This window comes from Meridianimaribacter flavus (assembly GCF_004366715.1).
GTDB classification, from domain to species: Bacteria; Bacteroidota; Bacteroidia; order Flavobacteriales; family Flavobacteriaceae; genus Gaetbulibacter_B; species Gaetbulibacter_B jejuensis.
On sequence record NZ_SOQZ01000002.1, the window covers coordinates 1 to 21,784 of the forward strand.

The following is a 21,784-nucleotide window of genomic DNA, read 5'->3' on the forward strand; positions in this document are numbered from 1 at the left end:
GGAGAGTTAATGGTAACTTGGACATTTATGGATGATTGTCAAAGAGAGATTACAGCTACCAAAACAGTAACTGTATTACCAGCACCAGCAGCAGAGTTTGCACCAGTAGAAGATGAAGAGATTACATGTGAAGAAGCTAATGTATACGAAGCTACATATTTATCTTACACTAATGACGCTGGAACAGAAGCTTGTTTAATTGAAGGTGAAGTTTTAGGAGAAATCTCTGGTGAATACAATGAATGTGGAGGAACATTAACAGTAACATGGTTCTATAAAGATGATTGTGAGCGTGAAATCACAACTAGCAAAACAGTAACTGTATTACCAGCTCCAGTAGCTGAGTTTGATCAAGTAGATGACATAACTATTGCTTGTGAAGATTTAGCAACATATGAGCCAGCTTATTTAGCATACTCAAATGGAGGTACTGTTTCTTGTGAAATTAGTGGTGAAGTTCAAGGTGTTGCAGAGCCTTTTGATGGAAGCTGTGGAATGTTTGAAGTTAATTGGTCATTCACTGATGAATGTGGAAGAACGATTACAGCTAATCGTACTGTAACAGTTATCGATGAAACAGCTCCAGTATTAGTAGGTGAATTACCTGAAGGTATTTCTAATATTGATGCATGTTATGCTGATCACCCAACTGAACCAACTGAAGAAGAGATTGCTGCATTATTTGAAGACAATTGTGGTAATGTAAATGTTACTAAAACAGTTGTAAGTCTTGGTGATGATTGTGATTGGGCAGTTATGTTCAGATACGAAGTTCAAGATGATTGTGGTAATTTTGCAGCTCCAGTTAAAGTTTACTATAACGGAGGAGACAAAACTGCTCCTGAGTTAACAGGAACGTTACCAACTGGTGAAACAGGAATGGAATTATGTTTTGATGAAATTCCAGAAGCACCAAAATCAAGCAACTTAGCTGAGTTATATACTGAAAACTGTAGTGAAGTTATCGTAACTGAATTAGAACCAGTTATTACTGGAGATAATTGCTACTGGACTGCAACTTATACTTACACAGTAGAAGATGCTTGTGGAAATAAAGCTGAGAACATTGTAATTTACTACCAAGGAGGTGATACTACACCACCAGTACTTGAAGGAGATGTTCCAATGGGTCAAAATTCATTAGACTTATGTATAGATTCTGATTTAGGAGAGCCTTCTGAGGAAGATATCGCTGCGTTATATTCTGATAACTGTTCAGAGGTAATCACTGTAAACAAAATAGAAAAAGTTTACGGGACAGACTGTGAGTGGATTAGAGTATTTGAGTACATAGCTATGGATGAATGCGGAAATGAGTCTGATATCATCAAAGTTAACTATCAAGGTGGTGATCAGTCACCTCCAGTATTTGACTTAGAATGTCAATTAGAAAGTTTCGAAATATTTACATCTAATGGAGCTGATTGTCCTGCTGAAGCTGGAATATCTCTTAACGTTGGAGATGAAATAGATGCATTCACATCATGGACTGTTGGTGGTGTTGAAATACTACCTATTGGAAGCTGTGTAAGTGATAACTGTACTGATCTTGGAGATATCATTATACGTGTTATCGGTAAAACTTCTACAGATGACAATTGTATCAATATGTTATCAATTTCATTTGAAGCTGAGGATGCTTGTGGAAAAATTTCTGAGCCATTTACTTGTACTTACAAAGTAATTGATGATGAAGCTCCTGAAGCACCTGCAGATGAAGAATTTACTTATGAGTGTACAGATGATGTACCAGAAGCTATTGACTTAAAAGCTATCGATGCTTGTCAAGGTGAAATAGAAGGTGTGTTTAGTGAAACTAGTGATGGGCAAACTTGTCCTGAAACAATCACTCGTACATGGACATATGATGATGGATGTGGAAATGTTTCTGTAACTACTCATGTTATTACAGTGAATGATGTTACTGCTCCAGTATTAGAGTGTCCTGAAGATGTTGATTTTGGTGTAGTAACTGAAACTCCAACAGGGTTTGCTGATAAAGCATTCTATACAGATAACTGTATAGCTGATGGCGCAACTCATGATTATACTGATAGTGAAATAACTGAAACAGTTAATAGTTCTTCAGTAGAAGGTGAGTATATCTTCACTTTTGAAGAAGGTTACTTATTAAATTTAGGTAATGCTCCTACAGGAACTTCTAATGGATATCCACATTATACAGGTATTATTACAAGTCCAAGTGGAGATGTGTTACCTAACTATGGAACTATTTTAGTAGTGTACAATCCAAATAGTGGTGAGTATGACATTCTTCAAGACTTTGGAGGAAATGATATTCAGCCAGCAGGAAGTGCAGATGCTGATGCATTTGACGGATGTGATGCGGCAGCTTGGACATTTACATCTAACACTGGACATAACAAAGCATTTACTTTAGAGTGCCCAGTATATTCAAGTTCTGTAACTTACACATTTACTCGTACATTTACTGCTGCAGATGATTGTGGTAACGAAGATGAGTGTAGTGTAACTTACACATGGACAATTGAAGTAGGTTGTGATGAAGAAGCTCCTGTTATTGAGTGTCCAGACGATGCTAACTTTGGTGAAAATCCAGATTTAGATAATAATGGTGTTCCTTATGGTGTAGCTACAACAGCTAACTATACTGATAACATGGATGAAGATGGAGTAACTACTACATATACTGATGAATTATCATCTGAAGAGTACTATGGAGAGTCTACTAATTTTGATATCTCATGTATACAAAATGGTTCACTGTTTGCGCTTGTTCATTTCGAAAGAACTGGATATGCTGAAGATGGTTACGCAATATATGCTGATGGTTATAGAGAAGATTATCCACAATATACTTATGATTTATACTACAATCATTCAACTAATAGATGGGAAGTATATGAATATGATAATGGTTATCTTTTAGGTCTAGTTTGGTATAATGTTACTGAAGATACTGCTCCTTCATGTAATCCATCAGACTGGGATATTGATGGTAGTGTATGTGACGGAATTTATGTTGATTGCGGTTACTACTATCTTGACTATACAGAGTATACATTAACTAGAACTTTCACTCAAACGGATTCATGTGGAAATGAAGGAGAATGTTCAGTAACCTATACTTGGGTTGAAGGTACAGAAGCTGAAAACAGACAAAGTAATGAGACAACTTACTCTACTACATCTAATGGTGCACAAATCTATGCAGGTGAAGTATCAGAGGAAAGGGTAAGTGAAGCTCTAGACTTTACAGCTTATCCAGTACCATTTGACAAAGAAGTTAATATTTCATACACATTTGACTTTGAAACTAATGTAACTATTGAGTTATTTGACACTAAAGGATTACTAATCTTAAGTGATACTAATAACAGATACGTTGCTGGTTCAAAAGGAAATACTAGATTTGATTTATCTAGAACGTCTAACCAAATGTTCTATGTTAAGTTAACAACTAGTCAAGGTTCAGTAACTAAGAAGATTGTATCTTCATCAGTTAAGAGACACTAATTATTAGGCAATAGCCAAATAAATGTTGATAGAAAAAGGCAGCTAGAAATAGCTGCCTTTTTTATTTGTGTATATTCAATATATTAAACTGTAGGGTAGCTGTATTGGTAGTTACACTTTATTTAAATGCCCTTTCAAAGCAATAGTGTATTAATGATTATTTAAAGTATGTACTAATAGATGTTTGTACACAAACCTAAACCATAATTTCATTTAGGTAGGTTATGTTTAAGGTTTATTGCTTTAAGATAGTTTCACTATAAGACATAAAAAAAGCTCATTATAATAAATGAGCTTTTAGTTTTATATATTAAAGAATTAAGATTCTTCTGAGTGTTGTTCTGACTTTTCAATAGTTATGGTTAGTTCATTTGTTTTAGAGTCTAAATCCATTAAAATTGTGTCGCCTTCATGTAATTGAGAATTGATAATTTCTTCAGCTAATGCATCTTCAATGTATTTTTGAATGGCACGCTTTAATGGTCTTGCACCATAATCTTTATCAAAACCTTTTTCAGCAATATAGTCTTTAGCTTTATTACTTAATTTAAGATCATAACCAAGATCTTTAATTCTAGCTATTAGTTTTACTAGTTCAATATCAATAATCTTATCTATATCTTCTTTTTCAAGAACATTAAATACCATTACATCATCAATCCTATTTAAGAATTCAGGAGCAAAAGCTTTTTTAAGTGCATTTTCTATAATACTTCTAGAGTTATCTTTAGCTTGAGATTCCTTAGCTGATGTACCAAAACCTACACCTTGACCAAAGTCTTTAAGTTTACGAGCACCAATGTTAGAAGTCATTATAATAATGGTATTTCTAAAATCGATTTTTCTTCCAAGACTATCGGTTAAGTAACCATCATCCAATACTTGTAGCAACATATTAAATACATCTGGATGCGCTTTTTCAATTTCATCAAGAAGCACTACAGCATAAGGTTTGCGTCTTACTTTTTCAGTTAGTTGTCCACCTTCTTCGTATCCAACATAACCAGGAGGTGCTCCAATTAATCTAGAAATAGCGAATTTTTCCATGTACTCACTCATGTCAATTCTTACAAGTGCTTCTTCGCTATCAAATAACTCTCTAGCCAATACTTTAGCTAACTGCGTTTTTCCCACACCTGTTTGACCTAAAAATATAAACGACCCAATAGGCTTGTTGGGATCTTTAAGTCCAGCACGATTACGCTGAATAGCTTTAACAACTTTTGAAACAGCCTCATCCTGACCAATAACTTTACCTTTTATAAGTTCAGGCAGTTTAGCTAATTTGTTACTTTCAGTTTGAGCAATTCTATTAACAGGAATTCCAGTCATCATAGATATTACATCTGCAACGTTATCTTCAGTTACAATTTCTCTATGCTGTTTGGTTTCTTCTTCCCATTTTTCTTGTGCTATGGCAAGGTCTTTTTCTAAACGCTTCTCGTCATCTCTAAGTTTTGCAGCTTCTTCATATTTCTGCTTTTTAACCACAGAATTTTTAGTAGCCTTAACTTCTTCAAGCTTCTTTTCTAATTCAAGAATTTGCTTAGGTACATCAATATTGGTAATATGAACTCTAGAGCCAGCTTCATCTAAAGCATCTATAGCTTTATCTGGAAGGAAGCGTTCAGTCATATACCTATTCGTTAATTTCACACAAGCTTCAATGGCTTCTGGTGTATAATCAACATTATGATGGTCTTCGTATTTTTCTTTAATATTGTTTAAAATTTCAATAGTTTCTTCAACGCTAGTAGGCTCAACAATTACTTTTTGAAAACGACGCTCTAAAGCACCATCTTTCTCGATGTATTGTCTATACTCATCTAGTGTTGTAGCACCAATACATTGAATTTCACCTCTTGCTAAAGCGGGTTTAAACATATTTGAAGCATCTAAGCTACCAGTAGCTCCTCCAGCTCCAACTATGGTATGAATCTCGTCAATAAAAAGTATGATGTCGTCGTTTTTTTCTAACTCATTCATCACAGCTTTCATACGCTCTTCAAATTGCCCACGGTATTTTGTGCCAGCAACTAAGCTAGCTAAGTCAAGCGTTACAACACGTTTGTTAAAAAGTATGCGAGACACTTTACGTTTTACAATACGTAAAGCTAACCCTTCAGCAATTGCAGATTTACCAACTCCTGGTTCTCCTATTAAAAGCGGGTTGTTCTTTTTACGTCTGCTTAATATTTGAGATACACGTTGTATTTCTTTTTCTCTTCCAACAACTGGGTCGAGTTTACCATCTTCAGCAAGTTCAGTAAGGTCTCTTCCAAAATTATCTAAAACAGGTGTTTTAGATTTTTTTGTTGTTTTTGATGAAGATTGTCCAAAAGGGTTTTGTTTAGAATCATCCTCGTCGTTAATATCATCGTCTGAAAAAGACTCAGCTTTTGGCGATTCTATAAAATCATCATCGTTTGTAATCATAAATTTAAATTGTTCTTTTACGTTATCATAATCTACTTTAAGCTTATTTAAAAGCTTAGTAGTAGGGTCATTTTCGTTTCTTAAAATGCACAATAATAAATGTGCAGTATTAATTGATGTACTTTGAAATAGTTTAGCTTCTAAAAAAGTAGTCTTTAAGGCACGTTCAGCTTGCCTAGTTAAATGTAGGTTTTTCTTTTCGTTTGAAGCAGATGATATATTTGAATTTGCAGGGCTTAATATTTCTACCTTGCGCCTTAGATGATTTAAATCAATTTCTAAAGCTCCAAGTATATCTATCGCTTTTCCATTACCATCACGAAGTAGCCCCAACATTAAATGTTCGGTACCTATAAAATCATGGCCAAGGCGTAATGCTTCTTCTTTACTGTAAGCAATTACATCTTTGACTCTTGGGGAAAAATTATCATCCATGTTTAAAATCCTTTCTGCATTAAAAATAATAAAAACAAATAGATAATGTCAAAAACTATACCTTAAATGTTTTTATAGTAGCTAATAGAGTGAAAAAACTTCAAAAGTTCAAAACATTTAACAGCATACTTATTAACTAAAATAGTAGGTAATATTGTTAATAAAAAATGTCAAAAAAGGTGCTTAAAGGTGGCTCAAACACTATCAAAATACTTATATTAGCACGATTTGAAAACCTACAAAATTCTAATAATTTTTATATATGGCAGAAGGAGAAAAACTCATTCCAATTAATATTGAAGATGAAATGAAGTCGGCTTACATTGATTATTCAATGTCAGTCATTGTGTCACGTGCATTACCTGATGTAAGAGATGGTTTAAAGCCTGTACACAGACGTGTTTTATATGGAATGCATGAACTAGGTGTTAGATCTAATACCGCACATAAAAAATCGGCAAGAATAGTTGGTGAAGTTTTAGGTAAGTACCATCCTCATGGTGATACCTCTGTTTATGACACTATGGTACGTATGGCTCAAGAATGGAGTTTGCGTTATATGCTTGTTGATGGTCAAGGAAACTTTGGTTCTATAGATGGAGATAGTCCTGCAGCAATGCGTTATACTGAAGCGCGTATGCGTAAAATATCTGAGGACATGTTGGCAGATATTGACAAAGAAACTGTAGATCATAAATTAAATTTTGATGATACTCTACAAGAACCAACGGTTCTTCCAACAAGAATACCAGGACTTTTAGTTAATGGAGCATCTGGTATTGCAGTTGGTATGGCTACAAACATGCCTCCACATAACTTAAGTGAAGTTGTAGATGGTACTGTAGCTTATATAGATAACAATGATATAGAAATTGATGAACTAATTACTCATATTAAAGCACCAGATTTCCCTACAGGGGGAACTATATATGGTTATGATGGTGTTCGTGAAGCTTTTAAAACTGGTCGTGGGCGTATCGTAATGCGTGGTAAAGCCAATATTGAAGAAGTTCAAGGTAGAGAATGTATCATTGTATCTGAAATTCCTTATCAAGTGAATAAAGCAGATATGATAAAAAAAACTGCTGATCTTGTAAATGATAAAAAGCTTGATGGTATTTCAACCATTCGTGATGAGTCCGACAGAAATGGTATGCGTATCGTTTATGTACTTAAGCGTGATGCTATTCCTAACATTGTTTTAAATAAGCTTTATAAATACACTGCGTTACAATCTTCTTTCAGTGTAAACAATATTGCACTAGTAAATGGTAGACCGCAATTATTAAACTTAAAAGAGTTAATCCATCATTTTGTGGAGCACAGACACGATGTAGTTGTACGTCGTACTACTTATGAATTGCGTAAGGCAGAAGAGCGTGCTCATATCTTAGAAGGATTAATTATAGCTTCTGATAATATTGATGAAGTTATTGCATTAATTCGTGCATCTTCAAATGCTGATGAAGCTCGTGAAAAGTTAATTGAACGCTTTAAGCTTTCTGAAATACAAGCTAAAGCAATCGTAGAAATGCGTTTACGTCAATTAACAGGACTGGAGCAAGACAAGTTACGCTCTGAGTATGATGAATTGATGAAAACCATTGAAGATTTAAAAGATATTCTTGACAAAAAAGAGCGTCGTATGGATATCATTAAAGAAGAGCTTCTTGTTGTTAAAGAAAAGTATGGTGATGAGCGTCGTTCAATAATTGAATATGCAGGAGGAGATTTAAGTATCGAAGATATGATTCCTGATGAGCAAGTAGTAATAACTATTTCTCATGCTGGTTACATTAAGCGTACATCGCTTACTGAATACAAAACTCAAAATAGAGGAGGAGTTGGTCAAAAAGCTTCAACCACTCGTAATGAAGATTTCTTAGAACACCTTTTTGTTGGTACTAACCACCAATACATGTTGTTCTTTACCCAAAAAGGAAAATGTTTCTGGATGCGCGTTTACGAAATTCCAGAAGGTAGTAAAACATCTAAAGGTAGAGCAATTCAAAACCTAATAAATATTGAGCAAGATGATAAAGTAATGGCTTTCATTTGTACTCAAGATTTAAAAGATGAAGATTACATCAATAGTCACTATGTAATAATGGCGACTAAAAATGGTCAGGTTAAAAAGACAGCTTTAGAGCAATATTCTAGACCTCGTACTAATGGTATCAATGCCATTACTATTAAAGAGGATGATGAATTGCTAGAAGCAAAATTAACTACAGGAAACAGTCAAGTTATGCTAGCCTTAAAGTCTGGTAAAGCAATTCGTTTTGAAGAAGCTAAAACAAGACCAATGGGTAGAAATGCATCTGGAGTTAGAGGTATTACTTTAGCTAATGATAAAGATGAAGTAATAGGTATGGTTGCTATTGAAAACCCTATGGAAGAAACAGTTCTAGTTGTTTCTGAAAACGGTTACGGAAAACGTACTTACATTGATGATCCTGAAGATGGAGAAGCAGTTTACCGAATCACCAATAGAGGAGGTAAAGGAGTTAAAACAATTTCTATTACTGAAAAAACAGGTCATTTAGTAGCTATTAAAACAGTTACTGATGATGATGACTTAATGATTATCAACAAGTCAGGAATAGCAATTAGGTTAAGTGTTTCTAACTTAAGAACTATGGGTAGAGCAACTCAAGGCGTTAGGTTAATTAACTTAAAAGGAAATGACTCTATCGCTGCTGTTGCCAAAGTAATGAAAGATGAAAACGAAGAAGAAATTGACTCTGAAGTTGAGAATTCAGAAGCTCAAACTGAAGATGGCACAACTCTTGATAATTCACAAGACGAAAACAATTAATAACACTAAACATTAACTAAAAATGAAAAAACAAATAGTAGTTGCTTTAGCACTTTTACTAGGTTCTTTTACATATGCACAAAAGGATGAAATAAAAGCAGCTGAAAAAGCAATTAAATCTGGTAATTATGCTGATGCTAAATCGGCTATTAATTCTGCAGAAGCTTTAATAGCAAATGCAGATGATAAGACCAAGGCTAAATTTTACTTTATAAAAGGTCAAGCATTGTATGCTAATGGTAATAGTTCAGATGCTGATATGGATGCTGCAATTGAGAGTTTTGATATGGTTAAAACCATTGAAGAACAATCTGGAAAATCTAAATACTCAGGCGATGTAGATGAAATCAAGCAATCTATGTTATCGAAATTTTTAAGTGCAGCTAACAGTGCCTTAGAAAAGAAAGATTATATCAGCTCATCTAAAGGTTTTGAAAAAGCATACAAAATGTCTCCAAAAGACACGCTTTATTTGTATTACGCTGCATCTACAGCTGTAACTGCAAACGATTATGAAACATCTTTAAAGTATTATGAAGAGCTAAGAGATTTAGGGTATTCTGGTGTTGAAACAAGATATGTTGCAGTTAACAAAGAGACCAATGAAGAAGAAACTTTTGACACAGCTACGTTAAGAGATATTTCTGTAAGAGCAGGTTCTCATATTAAGCCTGGAGTTAAAAAAACTGAATCAAAATCTGCTGAGATCATTAAAAACATTGCATTAATTTATGTAAACAATGGTGATAATGAAAAAGCTGCTACTGCAATAAAAGATGCAAGAAAAGAAAACCCAGATGATTTAAGTCTTTTGTTAACTGCAGCAAACGTTCAGTTAAAAATGGGAAACAAGGAAGAATTTAAAAAACTGATAGAAGAAGCAACTTTAAAAGATCCTGATAATGCTGAGTTACAATATAATTTAGGTGTTATCGCTGCTGATGCTGGAGATATAGATGCTGCAAAAAAATATTACTCTAAAGCTTTAGCATTAAATCCAGGTTATGTTGACGCTAATAATAACATGGCTGTAGCAATATTAGGTGAGGAGCAATCAATTATTGAAGAGATGAACTCTTTAGGTAGTTCTGCTGCTGATAATAAAAGATATGATGAACTTAAAGAAGCACGTTTAAGCATTTACAAAGAAGCTGTTCCTTATTTAGAGGCTACTTTAAAGCTTAAACCAAAAAATATTGATGCTGCTAAAACATTAATGCAAATTTACAGTGCAATTGATAATACTGTGAAGTTTAAAGAAATGAAAGCTTTAGTTGAAAAACTTGAGAGTGGAAACTAAACATCAATAATAAACATAAAAAAGCCGCTAATTAATTAGCGGCTTTTTTTATATAATCTTTTTAATAACTCTTAGTTTATGTGTGTGAATGCGTCTATCAGTATTATAAATACCACTATGATCTAACCTATCTATTCTTACTTTTCCATGAGCATGGATAATGTAGTTGTTTTCCATAATAATACCTACATGTACAATGTTGCCTTCATCATTATCAAAAAAAGCTAAATCTCCTGGTTCACTTTCTTCAATGAAGCTCAAAGCTTGACCTTGTGTTGCCTGTTGAGAAGCGTCTCTTAATAGTTTATAACCATTTAGCTTATAAACCATTTGAGTAAATCCAGAACAATCAATACCAAAGGGTGTTTTTCCTCCCCATAAATAAGGAGAGTTTAAGTATGTAAATGCTGTTGAAATTAAATTTTCCTTAGGAGTTACTTTATCAATAACATTTCCGTCATGCGAATGATTAAGAATGGATAGTCCGTTTAAGCAAGAACCTATAGGAATAGTAAAAAGGTTTTTAGCATCATCTTCTACGAATTCAACTAAATCAGAAGAAAGGATAGGGGTTTGACTTTCTAGTGTTGAGTAAGATTCATTATCAATCTCAACATATTGTTTATTGTCAATCCATCCCTCATATTTATCATGAGCTAGACGAATTCTACTCCAAAACTTACGTTGTTCTAAAACTTTAAAGAATTCTCCATACAACACTTGAGAGACCAACTCACTTCTATCTGATGGCTCAAGTCTAAGAGGGATAATGCTTAAATTACAAATTCCGTATTGCATTAAATGTATTTAGTTGCGTTCAACTACAATTGCCGATGCACCACCACCACCATTACATATAGCTGCAGCACCAATTTTTGCATTGTTTTGTTCTAATACGTTTAAAAGTGTAATTATAATTCTAACACCAGAGCATCCTAATGGATGACCTAAAGATACAGCACCTCCATTTACATTTACATTACTATCATTCAACCCAAGAAGTTTAATGTTAGCTAAACCAACAACCGAAAATGCTTCGTTAAATTCAAAAAAGTCAACATCGTCAATAGCAATACCAGCTTTATCTAAAGCTTTTGGTAAAGCTTTTGCAGGAGCTGTAGTAAACCATTTTGGTTCTTGTGCAGCATCAGCGTAACCCTTAATAGTCGCTAAAGGTTTTAAACCTAAAGCATCAGCTTTTTCTTTACTCATTAATACCATTGCTCCAGCACCATCATTAATGGTTGATGCGTTAGCAGCTGTTACAGTTCCATCCTTTGTAAAAGCAGGACGTAATGCAGGTATCTTCTCCATTTTCACATTGGTAAATTCTTCATCTTTACTAATAACTATTGCATCTCCACGACGTTGAGGCACTTCAACAGGAACAACTTCATTATCAAATTTTCCTGCTTCCCAAGCAGCAGCAGAACGTGTGTAAGATTGAATTGCATAAGCATCTTGGTCTTCACGTGAGAAACCGTATTCAGTAGCACATGCATCAGCACAAACTCCCATTGCATTTTGGTCGTATGCATCTACTAAACCATCTTTTTGCATACCATCTACTAATGAGGTAGGTCCAAATTTAGTACCAGTTCTTGCATGTAAATAGTGAGGTATTAAACTCATGTTCTCCATTCCACCAGCAACAACAATATCAGCATCACCTAGAGCTATAGATTGAGCAGCTTGCATAACAGCTTTCATACCTGAAGCACAAACTTTGTTTACGGTAGTACATGGAACAGAATCAGGAATTCCAGCAAAAATTGCGGCTTGTCTTGCTGGTGCTTGACCAGTTCCTGCCTGTACAACATTTCCCATTAAAACTTCATCAACTAATTTAGGTTTTAAATTTATTTTATCTAGTGCGCCTTTTATTGCTACAGCTCCTAGTTTTGGAGCTGGTATTGTAGATAAACTACCTAAGAAACTACCTATTGGAGTTCTTGCTGCAGATACAATTACTACCTCTTTACTCATTATAATATACGTTTGTTTTTTATAGGTGTAAAATTAATCATTTTTTTGTAGAGTTAAGAATGAAAACACTATTATAAAACTAATATTACTTTCAAATTTTATTACATTTGATAGCATAGTAAAAAGGCTTTATGAAGGAATTGATAAACAAATGGTATAGAAATCACGCACTTATCTATAAGGTGCTTTTATTTTTAAGTACTACATTTTTAATAGTGTATTTGTTTCCTAAAAGTGGAAAGTTTAAATACAATTTTGATAAAGGAAAACCTTGGCAGTCAGAAAATTTATACGCTCCTTTCAATTTTGCAATTAAAAAAACTGCAGAAGAATTAAATGAAGAAAAAGCTACAATTGAAAGTAATAGTACTGTTTATTTTAATATAAATGAAACTACTAAAAAAGATGTTTATAAAGCTTATATTGAAGAGTTTGACAAGGTTTTTTCCGACAGTATTTCTATGGCAAATACTTCATTATACTCAATAGGAGAGTCTGTTTTAAATCAAATTTACTCATTTGGTGTTTTAGATGAAGAATATAATTATGACTCTAATAAAAAAGTAGTTTTACTTAATAATCAAAAACAAGTTGCTACCACTTTTTATTCTGAACTCACAAAAACTGATGCATTTAGGTCTATATTAGAAAAGGCTTTACAAAACTCTAATAACGCAAGTTATACAACAAATTTTGTGTCTTTGTTTTTTGATATCGTAAAGCCAAATTTAACTTTAAATAGTTCAATAACTGATAATGCGCTTCAAGAAGAACTAAATAGAATATCACCAACAAGAGGAAGTGTTGAAAAAGGAACACTGTTAATATCAAAAGGAGAACTTGTTGAAGGTAAAAAATACGATGTTTTAAAATCTTTAGAGTCCGAATATGAATCTCAAGTTTGGAGTGAGTCTAACTATAATTGGGTAGTTTTTGCCTATGCTTTACTAGTTGCTTTAGCGTTATTGATGCTGTTACTGTTTTTAAGAAAATATAGAATGAAGGTGTTTTTAGATAACACTAAGGTGACATTTATTTTCTTCAATATTATTTTAATGGTATTGCTTACAACATTGATAATTAATTACAATGCTAAATATGTTTATGTAGTTCCGTTATGTGTTTTACCACTGGTTTTAAAAGCATTTTTTGATGCACGTTTAGGTTTATTTGCTCATGTACTAACAGTTTTATTATTAGGTTTTATAGTCCCTAATAGTTATGAATATATGTTTTTGCAAATTATTGCAGGAATTGTAACCATACTTACAGTTTCTGAATTGTATAAAAGAGCAAATCTATTCATATCTGTTGGTCAAATTACCCTCATATACATTATAGCATATTTTGCGTTTTTTGTAATTCATGAAGGAAGTATAACCAATATTCAACCAGAAACATTTGGTTTATTCATTTTATGCGGTTTAGCAACCTTGTTTGTGCAACCGTTAATATATATCTATGAAAAAGTGTTTGGTTTAGTATCTGACGTATCATTGTTGGAATTATCTGATACAAATACAAAATTACTGAAAGAGCTTTCAAATAAAGCACCAGGAACGTTTCATCACTCCTTAAACGTTGCAAATCTAGCCGAAGCGTGTGCAAACGAGATAGGAGCCAACGCAATGTTGGTAAGAGTAGGAGCATTATATCACGATATAGGAAAAATGAAAAATCCTACTTACTTTACAGAAAATCAATCAACAGGAATTAATCCTCATGACGAATTATCGCCTAAAGAGAGTGCTAAAATTATCATTGACCATGTAATTGATGGAATAGAAATTGCTAAAAAAAATAATCTTCCTGATAGAGTTATTGATTTTATTAGAACACATCATGGTTCAAGCTTGGTGTACTATTTTTATTTAAAAGAAAGAGAATTAAATGAAGATTTAGAAAAAGATGATTTTAGATACCCTGGACCAAAACCATTCAGCAAAGAAACAGCTATACTTATGATGTGCGATAGTGTTGAAGCTGCTTCAAAGAGTTTAAAAGAACCTACATCTACTAAAATAGATAAGTTTGTTGAAAACATTATAAGTAAGCAAATGGAAAGTGGTCAGTTTTTAAATGCTAACATTACTTTCAAGGAAATTCAATCTATCAAAAAAATTCTAAAAAGTAAACTCGCTAACATTTATCATTTAAGAATAGAATATCCTGAATAAAAAAAAAGCCATATCAATCGATATGGCTTTTTGTGATCGCGACAGGATTCGAACCTGTGACCGTCTGCTTAGAAGGCAGATGCTCTATCCAGCTGAGCTACGCGACCCTTCAAGAATCTAATCGATTCTGAATAAAGTCGGGGTGGCAGGATTCGAACCTGCGACCTCCGCGTCCCAAACGCGGCGCGATAACCGGGCTACGCTACACCCCGAAAATTGCGGAGAGACGGGGATTCGAACCCCGGCAACACTTACGCGTTGACAGATTAGCAATCTGCTCCATTACCACTCTGGCACCTCTCCAATGCATTATAAAAAGAACGTTCCTTAAATGCGGATGCAAATGTAACTTTTCATTATAAAGAACGCAACTATTTTTTAAACTTTTTATTCAAAAAAATATTTCGAAACCTCATAGTTTATCTCATTAAAACTGCTAATCACTTTATTAGCTTTAGAGTAGTCCTGATTTTTTGAGTGTTTGCTATCGTATCCAACACAAAAAATATCAGCTGCATTTGCTGCTAAAATACCGTTTGTCGAATCTTCAATAACAATACAGTTCTTTTTATCATGACCAGAAAGTTCTGCGGCTCTCAAAAATATTTCAGGATGTGGTTTTGAAGCTTTTAGTTCTGCACCACAAATTTTTGCTTTAAAATATTTATCAAGGTCAAATTTATCAAATACCTTGTTTATAGTGCTTCTAGATGCTGAAGAGGCTAAAACTAAAGTGATCTCATTGTCATGATAATCCTTAATAAGCTCATAAACGCCATCTAACAATTGTAAGCTATTGTCAGTGTCAAATAAGGTGTTAAAATGTTTACGTTTAGTAAGTTCTAAGTCAACTGGATCTTCATCTAAACCAAAATGAGTACATAAAGCTTTACATACATTTTTTGTGGATTGTCCTGTAAAAGATTCGTAGTGTTCAGTGGTAACATTTAAACCAAAGTCTGAAAACATAGAATGGTAAGCTTTATGGTGTAAAGGTTCGGTGTCTACAATTACACCATCCATATCAAATAATACAGCTTTTAACATGTTGTCAATTTTTGTGCGAATATAATGATGATTATAGCTTTAGTCATCAATCAAACTCATTTAATCTAAGTTTTTGTGTTAATTGTGACTTATAATTAATTGAAAAAGAGAACGCTAAACTACTTATTTATGTTAAAAAATGGTAATCAAATGCTTAAAAAATGGTTATTTGTCGAATAAATTAAACACTTTATCGAATATTTTGACCAGTTGAGAACTTTTTTAACATATATTTGCTGCAAATATTTTCATTTAAACCCCAAATCGAATGAAACCTAACTTAACCAACAAAGCTATTGCTTTTGCAATAGTATGTACTACATTTTTTAATTGTTCTATAGAATCTATAGACAATTCACAATCAGAATCATTGATAGTTCAAGAAGAGATTCAAACTGTAACAGAATCTACTACATGTAGTGGTTCTAATCCAACAGCTAGAATAACAAACAATGGAACTGTTATTGTCGATTTTGAAATACTTACAATTGATGGAACATTATTGGACAGTGAGTATAGTTTAGCTCCAGGAGAAAGTTCTTCATGGAAAACTTTTGATCAAGGAGATATTATTTTTTCAATTACCAATGAAGATCCAAACATAAACGACTTGAAAGTTGCTTATAACATGAGCGCTTGTATGGAATTTGATATGGAGATTGGACCAGATAACTTGCTAACAACAGCAACACCTGAATCACTTTAAGATACTTTTTTACAAATAATCACAATTTTTTCATTGTGAAGGTTTGTTGTAAAAAAGACATAAGTATCGCCTCCATCTTTAATTTTGAATTTTTTTCGAATTTGCTGAACCGCTTCAGGAAAGTTTCGAGTACTGATATTAGCTTTTTCATGCAGCTCCTTTTTTAGGAGCTGCTTGTTATATGGTAATACACGTTCAATTTTAAAGCGTCTTCCTGGAAATTCAACCAAGTCTTGTAAAGTGTATAAATGAGTATGTTGATGAAGCTTTAAAACATTTAATTGTTTTGAAACAGATTTGAAACCACCAGATTTTAATACTGCTGCATTGGGCTCGTATAAATAGGTTAGTGGCTCACTAAAGTTGGTTGTTATTGCTTGTTCTTCATTTAATTTAAAATCAAATGTTTCTTCAGCAGTTTTATTAATGTTTACTGTTTTAATCGTGGTTTCTGCTTCAAATCCTTTTTCTAAAATCCAAAGTAGCTCTTTAACCTCGTTGTTAACAGCAATAACATGTATGGTTTTCACGTAATTCAGTTCGCTAATTCCAACTGATATATCTAATAATGGAGAGGTTTTTATCATTACATTATTAGTATGATTGAAAATAGTGTTAAGGTGCTTTGGTACATCAGGTAGGCAATCTTTTAAAAAAAACACTTTACCCTTTGTGTCATGTCTTCTTGAAGGATCAATATAAACCCAGTCGTATTTTTTATTATTGTTTAATAATTGAGAAACTCCATCATTAGTTATCGTTTCAATAGTATTAACTCCTAGTTTTTTATAGTTATGCGAGACAAGTTCAGAAAGCTCACTGTTAATTTCGCAGTGAGTAACTTCTTTGAATTTTTTTGAAAAATAATAACAGTCAATTCCAAAACCTCCTGTAAGGTCTATGATAGAATCACCAGTTATTAAACTCGATTTATATTTAGCAGTTATTTCAGAAGATGTTTGCTCAATATTTAGCTTGTTTGGATAGTATATTTTTTTGGTATTAAACCATGTTGGAAGCTTTGTTTTACAGCGTTTTTTTGCTTCTATTTGCTCTACTAGTAGTTTTATGTCAACATCAGAATGATGATTCTTTTTTAATAATAAATCGGCAGTGTTAGAATTTATGTTTTCATTTATAAATTCTTGATTTATAGTATTTAAAATATTTTTATTCAAAGTAAAACTACAAGTCTTTAGTAAGTTTTTTTACGACTTTATTTTCTGAAAGAAACTCTTTTAAAATCACTTTTATAGCAGTGTAAGCAGGTACTGCAATGATAAGACCTACAACACCAAAAAGGATTCCAGCAATTAGAATAACCAAGAAAATTTCCAATGGATGGGATTTTACACTTTTTGAGAAAATTATTGGCTGACTTCCAAAGTTATCAATCAGTTGTCCTATAATAAAAACTAGAAGTACCCAAAACGTTTTTGGCATAATCACTTCGCTAAAGCTTGCACCAAGATTACTTGTCATTGTTAGCGTAATCATTAAAGCAGCTCCAACCAAAGGACCAACATAAGGGATAAGGTTAAGTAATGCACATAAAAAAGCAATAACTACAGCGTTTTCAACACCAATTATTAATAATCCAATAGTATAAATTATAAACAGAATTAAAATTTGAAATATAAGGCCAACAAAATAACGCGAAAGCAAGTCTTTAATTTTGGTTGAAGAATTGCTCCATCTAGTTTCCTTATCGTCTGGAATAAAGGTCATAATTCCGTTTTCAAAAAGACGACTATCCTTTAAGAAGAAAAACGAAATGAATAAAACCGAAAACAGTCCAATTCCAAAACTACCTAATCCACTAGCTAGCGAGTTTAAAAAATTAGGAATTAGTGCGTAATCAATCTTATTTAAAAGATTAGATTCTTTTATAGACTTTTCAACATCAATATTATTAATTTCAAAATAGGTGAGTGCCTGATGGTATAAATCTTGAATGTTACTCTGTAACTGATCAATATCTAATAATGACAAATTATGACTTTGCTTAGTAATTAAAGGAATAAACAATCCTATGAGCCCAATTAAAAGCCCTAAAAAAATAGCCATTGTAGTAATAACAGCTACAGTATTATTGAATTTTAATTTCTTTCTTAAAAATAAAACTATAGGTCTACCGATTAATGAAATAACAGCTGCAATAGCAATGTAAACTATTACGGCTTGAATTTTATACAAAAAAAACAATGTTAGCGCTATGCCTAAAACAATAGCTAATGCGCGTAAAATTCCGTTGGAAATAGTTTTTGAATTCATAAAGTAAAGATATAAAATCTACTACATTAATTGCTTGGTGATTTCATATAAAGCAATTGTTGTGGCTTGTACCACATTCATACTGCTGTTTTGTCCAAACATATTAATATGCAATGCGTGGTCACATTGTTCTAAAAGTGACTCTGAAACACCAAAATTTTCATCTCCAATGATTAGAGCGATAGGTTGATTTTGTACAAATTGATGATTATGTATTGGTTTACTAATAGATGTAATTTCTAAAGCAATTATTTGGTAACTTTTGGCTTTTAGGGAAGTTATTATCTCGAGCGTGTTTTTTGCAAACTCGTAGTTTACAAACTTTTCGGTTGAGCGTGAAGTTTTAGTGACTTTTCTGCCAATGGTAATGCCTTCACCACAAAACACAATATTTTCAATTCCAAAAGCATCAGCTGTTCTAAACAAGCTGCCAATATTTGGTGCGTTGTTAATGTTATCGCAAACAATTGTTATTGGGAACGTACGTTTTGCAAAGTTGCTTGAGTAATAATCTAATTGCAATGGATAAAAATTAATACGAAATTAGTAAGCAACCTGAATCCGTTTTACAAAAATCATGATCACAATCTAAAATTATGGTTACTTCATTTGTTTTAAAAACATGATTATTTATAGAATAAAGAGGAAGGATGATAAAAAAGATTCCTAATAGAAAAAAAGTAAATCTTAAAATTAGTGATGTAGATTTTTCTTCAGGTATTTCAAAATTAAATGGATTTTGCGAATTAAAATGCATAATATCAAAAATACTAATTAATTTCAATAATAAATATAATAATTATAGGTATTACAATGCATAATGTAGCAACTAAATAAGCAATCTTCTTTTGCTTCTTTGTTAATTTACTATGCGAATCTTTATTTAAAGAATATTCTGAATAAAAATCAAATATTGAAAATATTATTTTCAGAATATCATTCATAAATTAAATTAGTTTTCAAAAGCATACTTTACAATGTTTGCTCCCATTTTTAAAGATTTTTCTCTTACCTCTGGTGGGTCGTTATGAACTTCTGGGTCTTCCCAACCATCACCTAAATCGCTTTCAAAAGTAAACAGTAAAACCAATCTACTTTCATGAAAAATACCAAAAGCTTGCGGACGTTTGCCATCGTGTTCATGAATTTTTGGTAAACCGTCAGGAAATTTATAAGCAATATTGAATATATCGTGTGATTTTGGCAATTCAATCAATTCTGCGTTAGGAAACACCTTTTTAAGTTCTTCAGTAACATAAGGTCGCATTCCGTAGTTATCATCAATATGTAAAAAACCTCCTGAAATAAGATAGTTTCTAAGGTTTTCGGCATCTTCATCACTAAAAAACACATTTCCATGTCCTGTCATGTGCAGTAATGGATATTGAAAAATATCAATGCTACCGACTTCAACAGTTTGCGGATTTGGATTTATTCTAGTATTAATGTTGTTATTGCAAAAGTTAATAAGATTAGGTAATGCTGTTGGGTTACTATACCAATCGCCACCACCTTTATATTTTAAAACAGCTAATTCTTGAGATAAACCCAAAGTAGAGTATAGAAAAACGATGATTAAAATTAGGTGCTTCATATTATTGATTTACAAAAGCTACAGAATGGCAAGCTACAATTGCAGCAGTTTCTGTACGCAATCTTGTGTCTCCCAAAGTTACAGGAATAAAATTATTTTGAAGTGCCATTTCAATTTCTTTAACACTAAAATCACCTTCTGGCCCAATAAGTATAATGATGTCTTGAGTTGGTTTTAAAAGGTCTTTTAAAGATTTTTTATCAAGCTCCTCACAATGTGCAATAAATTTTTGTCCGTTAAACTCTTGAGAAATGAAGCTTTTAAACGATATAGCGTCATTTAATTTTGGCATAAAAGCACTCAACGACTGTTTTGTAGCAGATTGAATAATCTTTTCAAAACGCTCTGATTTTATGACTTTACGTTCGCTATGGTCGCAAATAATAGGAGTGATGGTGTCTATTCCTATTTCGGTAGCTTTTTCTAAAAACCACTCGTACCTATCATTCATTTTTGTTGGAGCAACCGCTAAATGCAAATTGTAGTTGTGTTTTTGCTGTAGGGTTTTAGATATAATTTCTGCCATACAGTTTTTTATATCTGCTACCTGTATTTTGGCAGTGAATATATAACCGTTTCCGTTGGTAATATGGAGTTCATCTCCAACCGATTTTCGCAATACCTTTATAATATGGCGACTTTCATCTTTTGGAAACGTAATTTGAACAGCGTCTTCAGTTAATTCAGGATTATAAAATAACTGCATTATTAGTAAGTTGGTTCGGTAATTTTAAGCACTTTAATTTCTTCAATAAGCTTAGTGTCATACGTTTTTACGACTACGTAATAAGCGTTTTGAGTTGGCACATCAACTGAAAAAATATCATTTACACTATGCTTTCCATTAATAATTTGATCTTCAAATTCTGGAAACATATCACCTTGTGTAAACCACCCTAAATCACCTCCACGTTTTGCATTATCATCCATTGAGTAGTGTTTTGCAAGGTCTTTAAAACGGTAGCCTTCATTGTATTTTGAGATAATATCAGCTCTCATGTCATCAATATCTTCCATTGATTTTTTATTGCCATCAAGAAAAATATAACTCACTCTATAATACGGAATCTCTTGTTTTTCAATAACCTTATAATGGGTTTTATCCATTTCGTTTTTATAGACTTTTTTTCCACCTTTATTAAGCTTAAAAAGATCTTTGGCTAACCTGGTATTATGTTTTTCTTTATTGAAGGTTATAATTTTTCCTTTAAGCGCTTTATTGCTTTCAATAAATTTGGTAGCAAGCGTTTCATCTTCAATAGAATCTAATTTCTTTTCGATGCTATTTTGCCCAACAGCAATCATTGTAAAAAAGCCAAATGCAATACACAGTAAGTTTTTTGTCATAATGTAGGATTGTTAAGGTTTCAGTTCAAAATTAAACCTATTGTTGAAACATAAAAGGTCTTAGGTTTTAAGTTTTTAAGAATTGATTGTTTATAACTTGATTTTGAGCCACTTTTTATTTTAAACTAATCAAAACTAAAAAGTTCAAAAATCCTAAAAGTAGCTT

Annotated in this window: 15 protein-coding genes and 3 tRNA genes; 5 read left to right on the top strand and 13 right to left on the bottom strand. The window is 32.6% G+C overall.

The annotated features are described in order from the left end of the window. Positions 1-3,498: T9SS type A sorting domain-containing protein (locus tag A8975_RS04820; RefSeq protein WP_134198878.1), on the top strand; the 3,498-nt coding region annotated here is incomplete at its 5' end. Between the two features lie 318 nt (positions 3,499-3,816). On the opposite strand, the gene A8975_RS04825 is transcribed toward A8975_RS04820, so the two are convergent. Further along, positions 3,817-6,369 (bottom strand): ATP-dependent Clp protease ATP-binding subunit, encoded by a 2,553-nt coding sequence (locus tag A8975_RS04825; protein WP_134198879.1) that lies wholly within the window; start codon positions 6,367-6,369, stop codon positions 3,817-3,819. A 262-nt stretch (positions 6,370-6,631) separates the two neighbouring features. On the opposite strand from A8975_RS04825, the gene gyrA reads away from it, so the two are divergent. Then, a complete protein-coding gene (gene gyrA / locus A8975_RS04830) occupies positions 6,632-9,187 on the top strand; it encodes a DNA gyrase subunit A (protein WP_129759972.1) in 2,556 nt (851 codons plus the stop codon). 22 nt (positions 9,188-9,209) lie between these two features. Beyond that, positions 9,210-10,487, top strand: a complete 1,278-nt coding sequence (locus A8975_RS04835; RefSeq protein ID WP_131506602.1) for a tetratricopeptide repeat protein — start codon at positions 9,210-9,212, stop codon at positions 10,485-10,487. A gap of 48 nt (positions 10,488-10,535) precedes the next feature. Here A8975_RS04835 and A8975_RS04840 read toward each other — a convergent pair whose 3' ends face one another. Next, complete coding sequence (locus A8975_RS04840; protein WP_129759974.1) at positions 10,536-11,285, bottom strand: C40 family peptidase; 750 nt, start codon at positions 11,283-11,285, stop codon at positions 10,536-10,538. Between the two features lie 9 nt (positions 11,286-11,294). After that, complete coding sequence (locus tag A8975_RS04845; RefSeq protein WP_134198880.1) at positions 11,295-12,473, bottom strand: acetyl-CoA C-acyltransferase; 1,179 nt, start codon at positions 12,471-12,473, stop codon at positions 11,295-11,297. A 131-nt stretch (positions 12,474-12,604) separates the two neighbouring features. Here A8975_RS04845 and A8975_RS04850 point away from each other — a divergent pair, with 131 nt between their 5' ends. Next, the gene (locus tag A8975_RS04850; protein WP_134198881.1) at positions 12,605-14,650 is read left to right on the top strand and encodes an HD family phosphohydrolase; all 2,046 of its coding nucleotides are present in this window, start codon (positions 12,605-12,607) and stop codon (positions 14,648-14,650) included. Between the two features lie 33 nt (positions 14,651-14,683). Here the strand turns inward: A8975_RS04850 and A8975_RS04855 are convergent. The 4 genes from A8975_RS04855 to A8975_RS04870 all read right to left on the bottom strand — a co-directional run bounded on the left by A8975_RS04855 (position 14,684) and on the right by A8975_RS04870 (position 15,697). Next, positions 14,684-14,757, bottom strand: a tRNA-Arg gene (locus A8975_RS04855). A gap of 30 nt (positions 14,758-14,787) precedes the next feature. Next, positions 14,788-14,862: transfer RNA gene (locus tag A8975_RS04860), tRNA-Pro, on the bottom strand. A gap of 7 nt (positions 14,863-14,869) precedes the next feature. Continuing rightward, positions 14,870-14,953, bottom strand: a tRNA-Ser gene (locus A8975_RS04865). Positions 14,954-15,037: 84 nt separating this feature from the next. After that, positions 15,038-15,697, bottom strand: coding sequence for an HAD family hydrolase (locus A8975_RS04870; RefSeq protein ID WP_134198882.1), 660 nt, complete (start codon positions 15,695-15,697; stop codon positions 15,038-15,040). A gap of 268 nt (positions 15,698-15,965) precedes the next feature. On the opposite strand from A8975_RS04870, the gene A8975_RS04875 reads away from it, so the two are divergent. Continuing rightward, positions 15,966-16,403, top strand: a complete 438-nt coding sequence (locus tag A8975_RS04875; protein WP_134198883.1) for a hypothetical protein — start codon at positions 15,966-15,968, stop codon at positions 16,401-16,403. On the opposite strand, the gene A8975_RS04880 is transcribed toward A8975_RS04875, so the two are convergent. The 6 genes from A8975_RS04880 to A8975_RS04905 all read right to left on the bottom strand — a co-directional run bounded on the left by A8975_RS04880 (position 16,400) and on the right by A8975_RS04905 (position 21,618). Next, on the bottom strand, positions 16,400-17,581 hold the full coding sequence (locus A8975_RS04880; RefSeq protein WP_134198884.1) for a THUMP-like domain-containing protein: 1,182 nt from the start codon (positions 17,579-17,581) through the stop codon (positions 16,400-16,402). The two genes, A8975_RS04875 and A8975_RS04880, sit on opposite strands and share 4 nt — an antisense overlap. A gap of 7 nt (positions 17,582-17,588) precedes the next feature. Further along, complete coding sequence (locus A8975_RS04885) at positions 17,589-18,677, bottom strand: AI-2E family transporter (protein ID WP_134198885.1); 1,089 nt, start codon at positions 18,675-18,677, stop codon at positions 17,589-17,591. Between the two features lie 21 nt (positions 18,678-18,698). After that, the gene (locus A8975_RS04890; RefSeq protein WP_134198886.1) at positions 18,699-19,199 is read right to left on the bottom strand and encodes a TrmH family RNA methyltransferase; all 501 of its coding nucleotides are present in this window, start codon (positions 19,197-19,199) and stop codon (positions 18,699-18,701) included. Positions 19,200-19,629: 430 nt separating this feature from the next. Further along, entirely contained in the window at positions 19,630-20,271 is a 642-nt protein-coding gene (locus A8975_RS04895) for a DUF4159 domain-containing protein (RefSeq protein WP_134198887.1), read from the bottom strand. 1 nt (position 20,272) lies between these two features. Beyond that, positions 20,273-20,977 (bottom strand): 16S rRNA (uracil(1498)-N(3))-methyltransferase, encoded by a 705-nt coding sequence (locus A8975_RS04900; protein WP_134198888.1) that lies wholly within the window; start codon positions 20,975-20,977, stop codon positions 20,273-20,275. Positions 20,978-20,979: 2 nt separating this feature from the next. Beyond that, entirely contained in the window at positions 20,980-21,618 is a 639-nt protein-coding gene (locus A8975_RS04905) for a peptidylprolyl isomerase (protein WP_134198889.1), read from the bottom strand. Positions 21,619-21,784 lie beyond the last annotated feature (166 nt).

Bases quoted from the DNA above. Each gene is read 5' to 3' on its own strand.
- A8975_RS04825 (WP_134198879.1), bottom strand. From the start codon at position 6,369: ATGGATGATAATTTTTCCCCAAGAGTCAAAGATGTAATTGCTTACAGT.
- A8975_RS04875 (WP_134198883.1), top strand. From the start codon at position 15,966: ATGAAACCTAACTTAACCAACAAAGCTATTGCTTTTGCAATAGTATGT.
- A8975_RS04845 (WP_134198880.1), bottom strand. From the start codon at position 12,473: ATGAGTAAAGAGGTAGTAATTGTATCTGCAGCAAGAACTCCAATAGGT.
- A8975_RS04895 (WP_134198887.1), bottom strand. From the start codon at position 20,271: ATGAAGCACCTAATTTTAATCATCGTTTTTCTATACTCTACTTTGGGT.
- A8975_RS04840 (WP_129759974.1), bottom strand. From the start codon at position 11,285: ATGCAATACGGAATTTGTAATTTAAGCATTATCCCTCTTAGACTTGAG.
- A8975_RS04835 (WP_131506602.1), top strand. From the start codon at position 9,210: ATGAAAAAACAAATAGTAGTTGCTTTAGCACTTTTACTAGGTTCTTTT.
- A8975_RS04870 (WP_134198882.1), bottom strand. From the start codon at position 15,697: ATGTTAAAAGCTGTATTATTTGATATGGATGGTGTAATTGTAGACACC.
- A8975_RS04905 (WP_134198889.1), bottom strand. From the start codon at position 21,618: ATGACAAAAAACTTACTGTGTATTGCATTTGGCTTTTTTACAATGATT.
- A8975_RS04885 (WP_134198885.1), bottom strand. From the start codon at position 18,677: ATGAATTCAAAAACTATTTCCAACGGAATTTTACGCGCATTAGCTATT.
- A8975_RS04900 (WP_134198888.1), bottom strand. From the start codon at position 20,977: ATGCAGTTATTTTATAATCCTGAATTAACTGAAGACGCTGTTCAAATT.
- gyrA (WP_129759972.1), top strand. From the start codon at position 6,632: ATGGCAGAAGGAGAAAAACTCATTCCAATTAATATTGAAGATGAAATG.
- A8975_RS04850 (WP_134198881.1), top strand. From the start codon at position 12,605: ATGAAGGAATTGATAAACAAATGGTATAGAAATCACGCACTTATCTAT.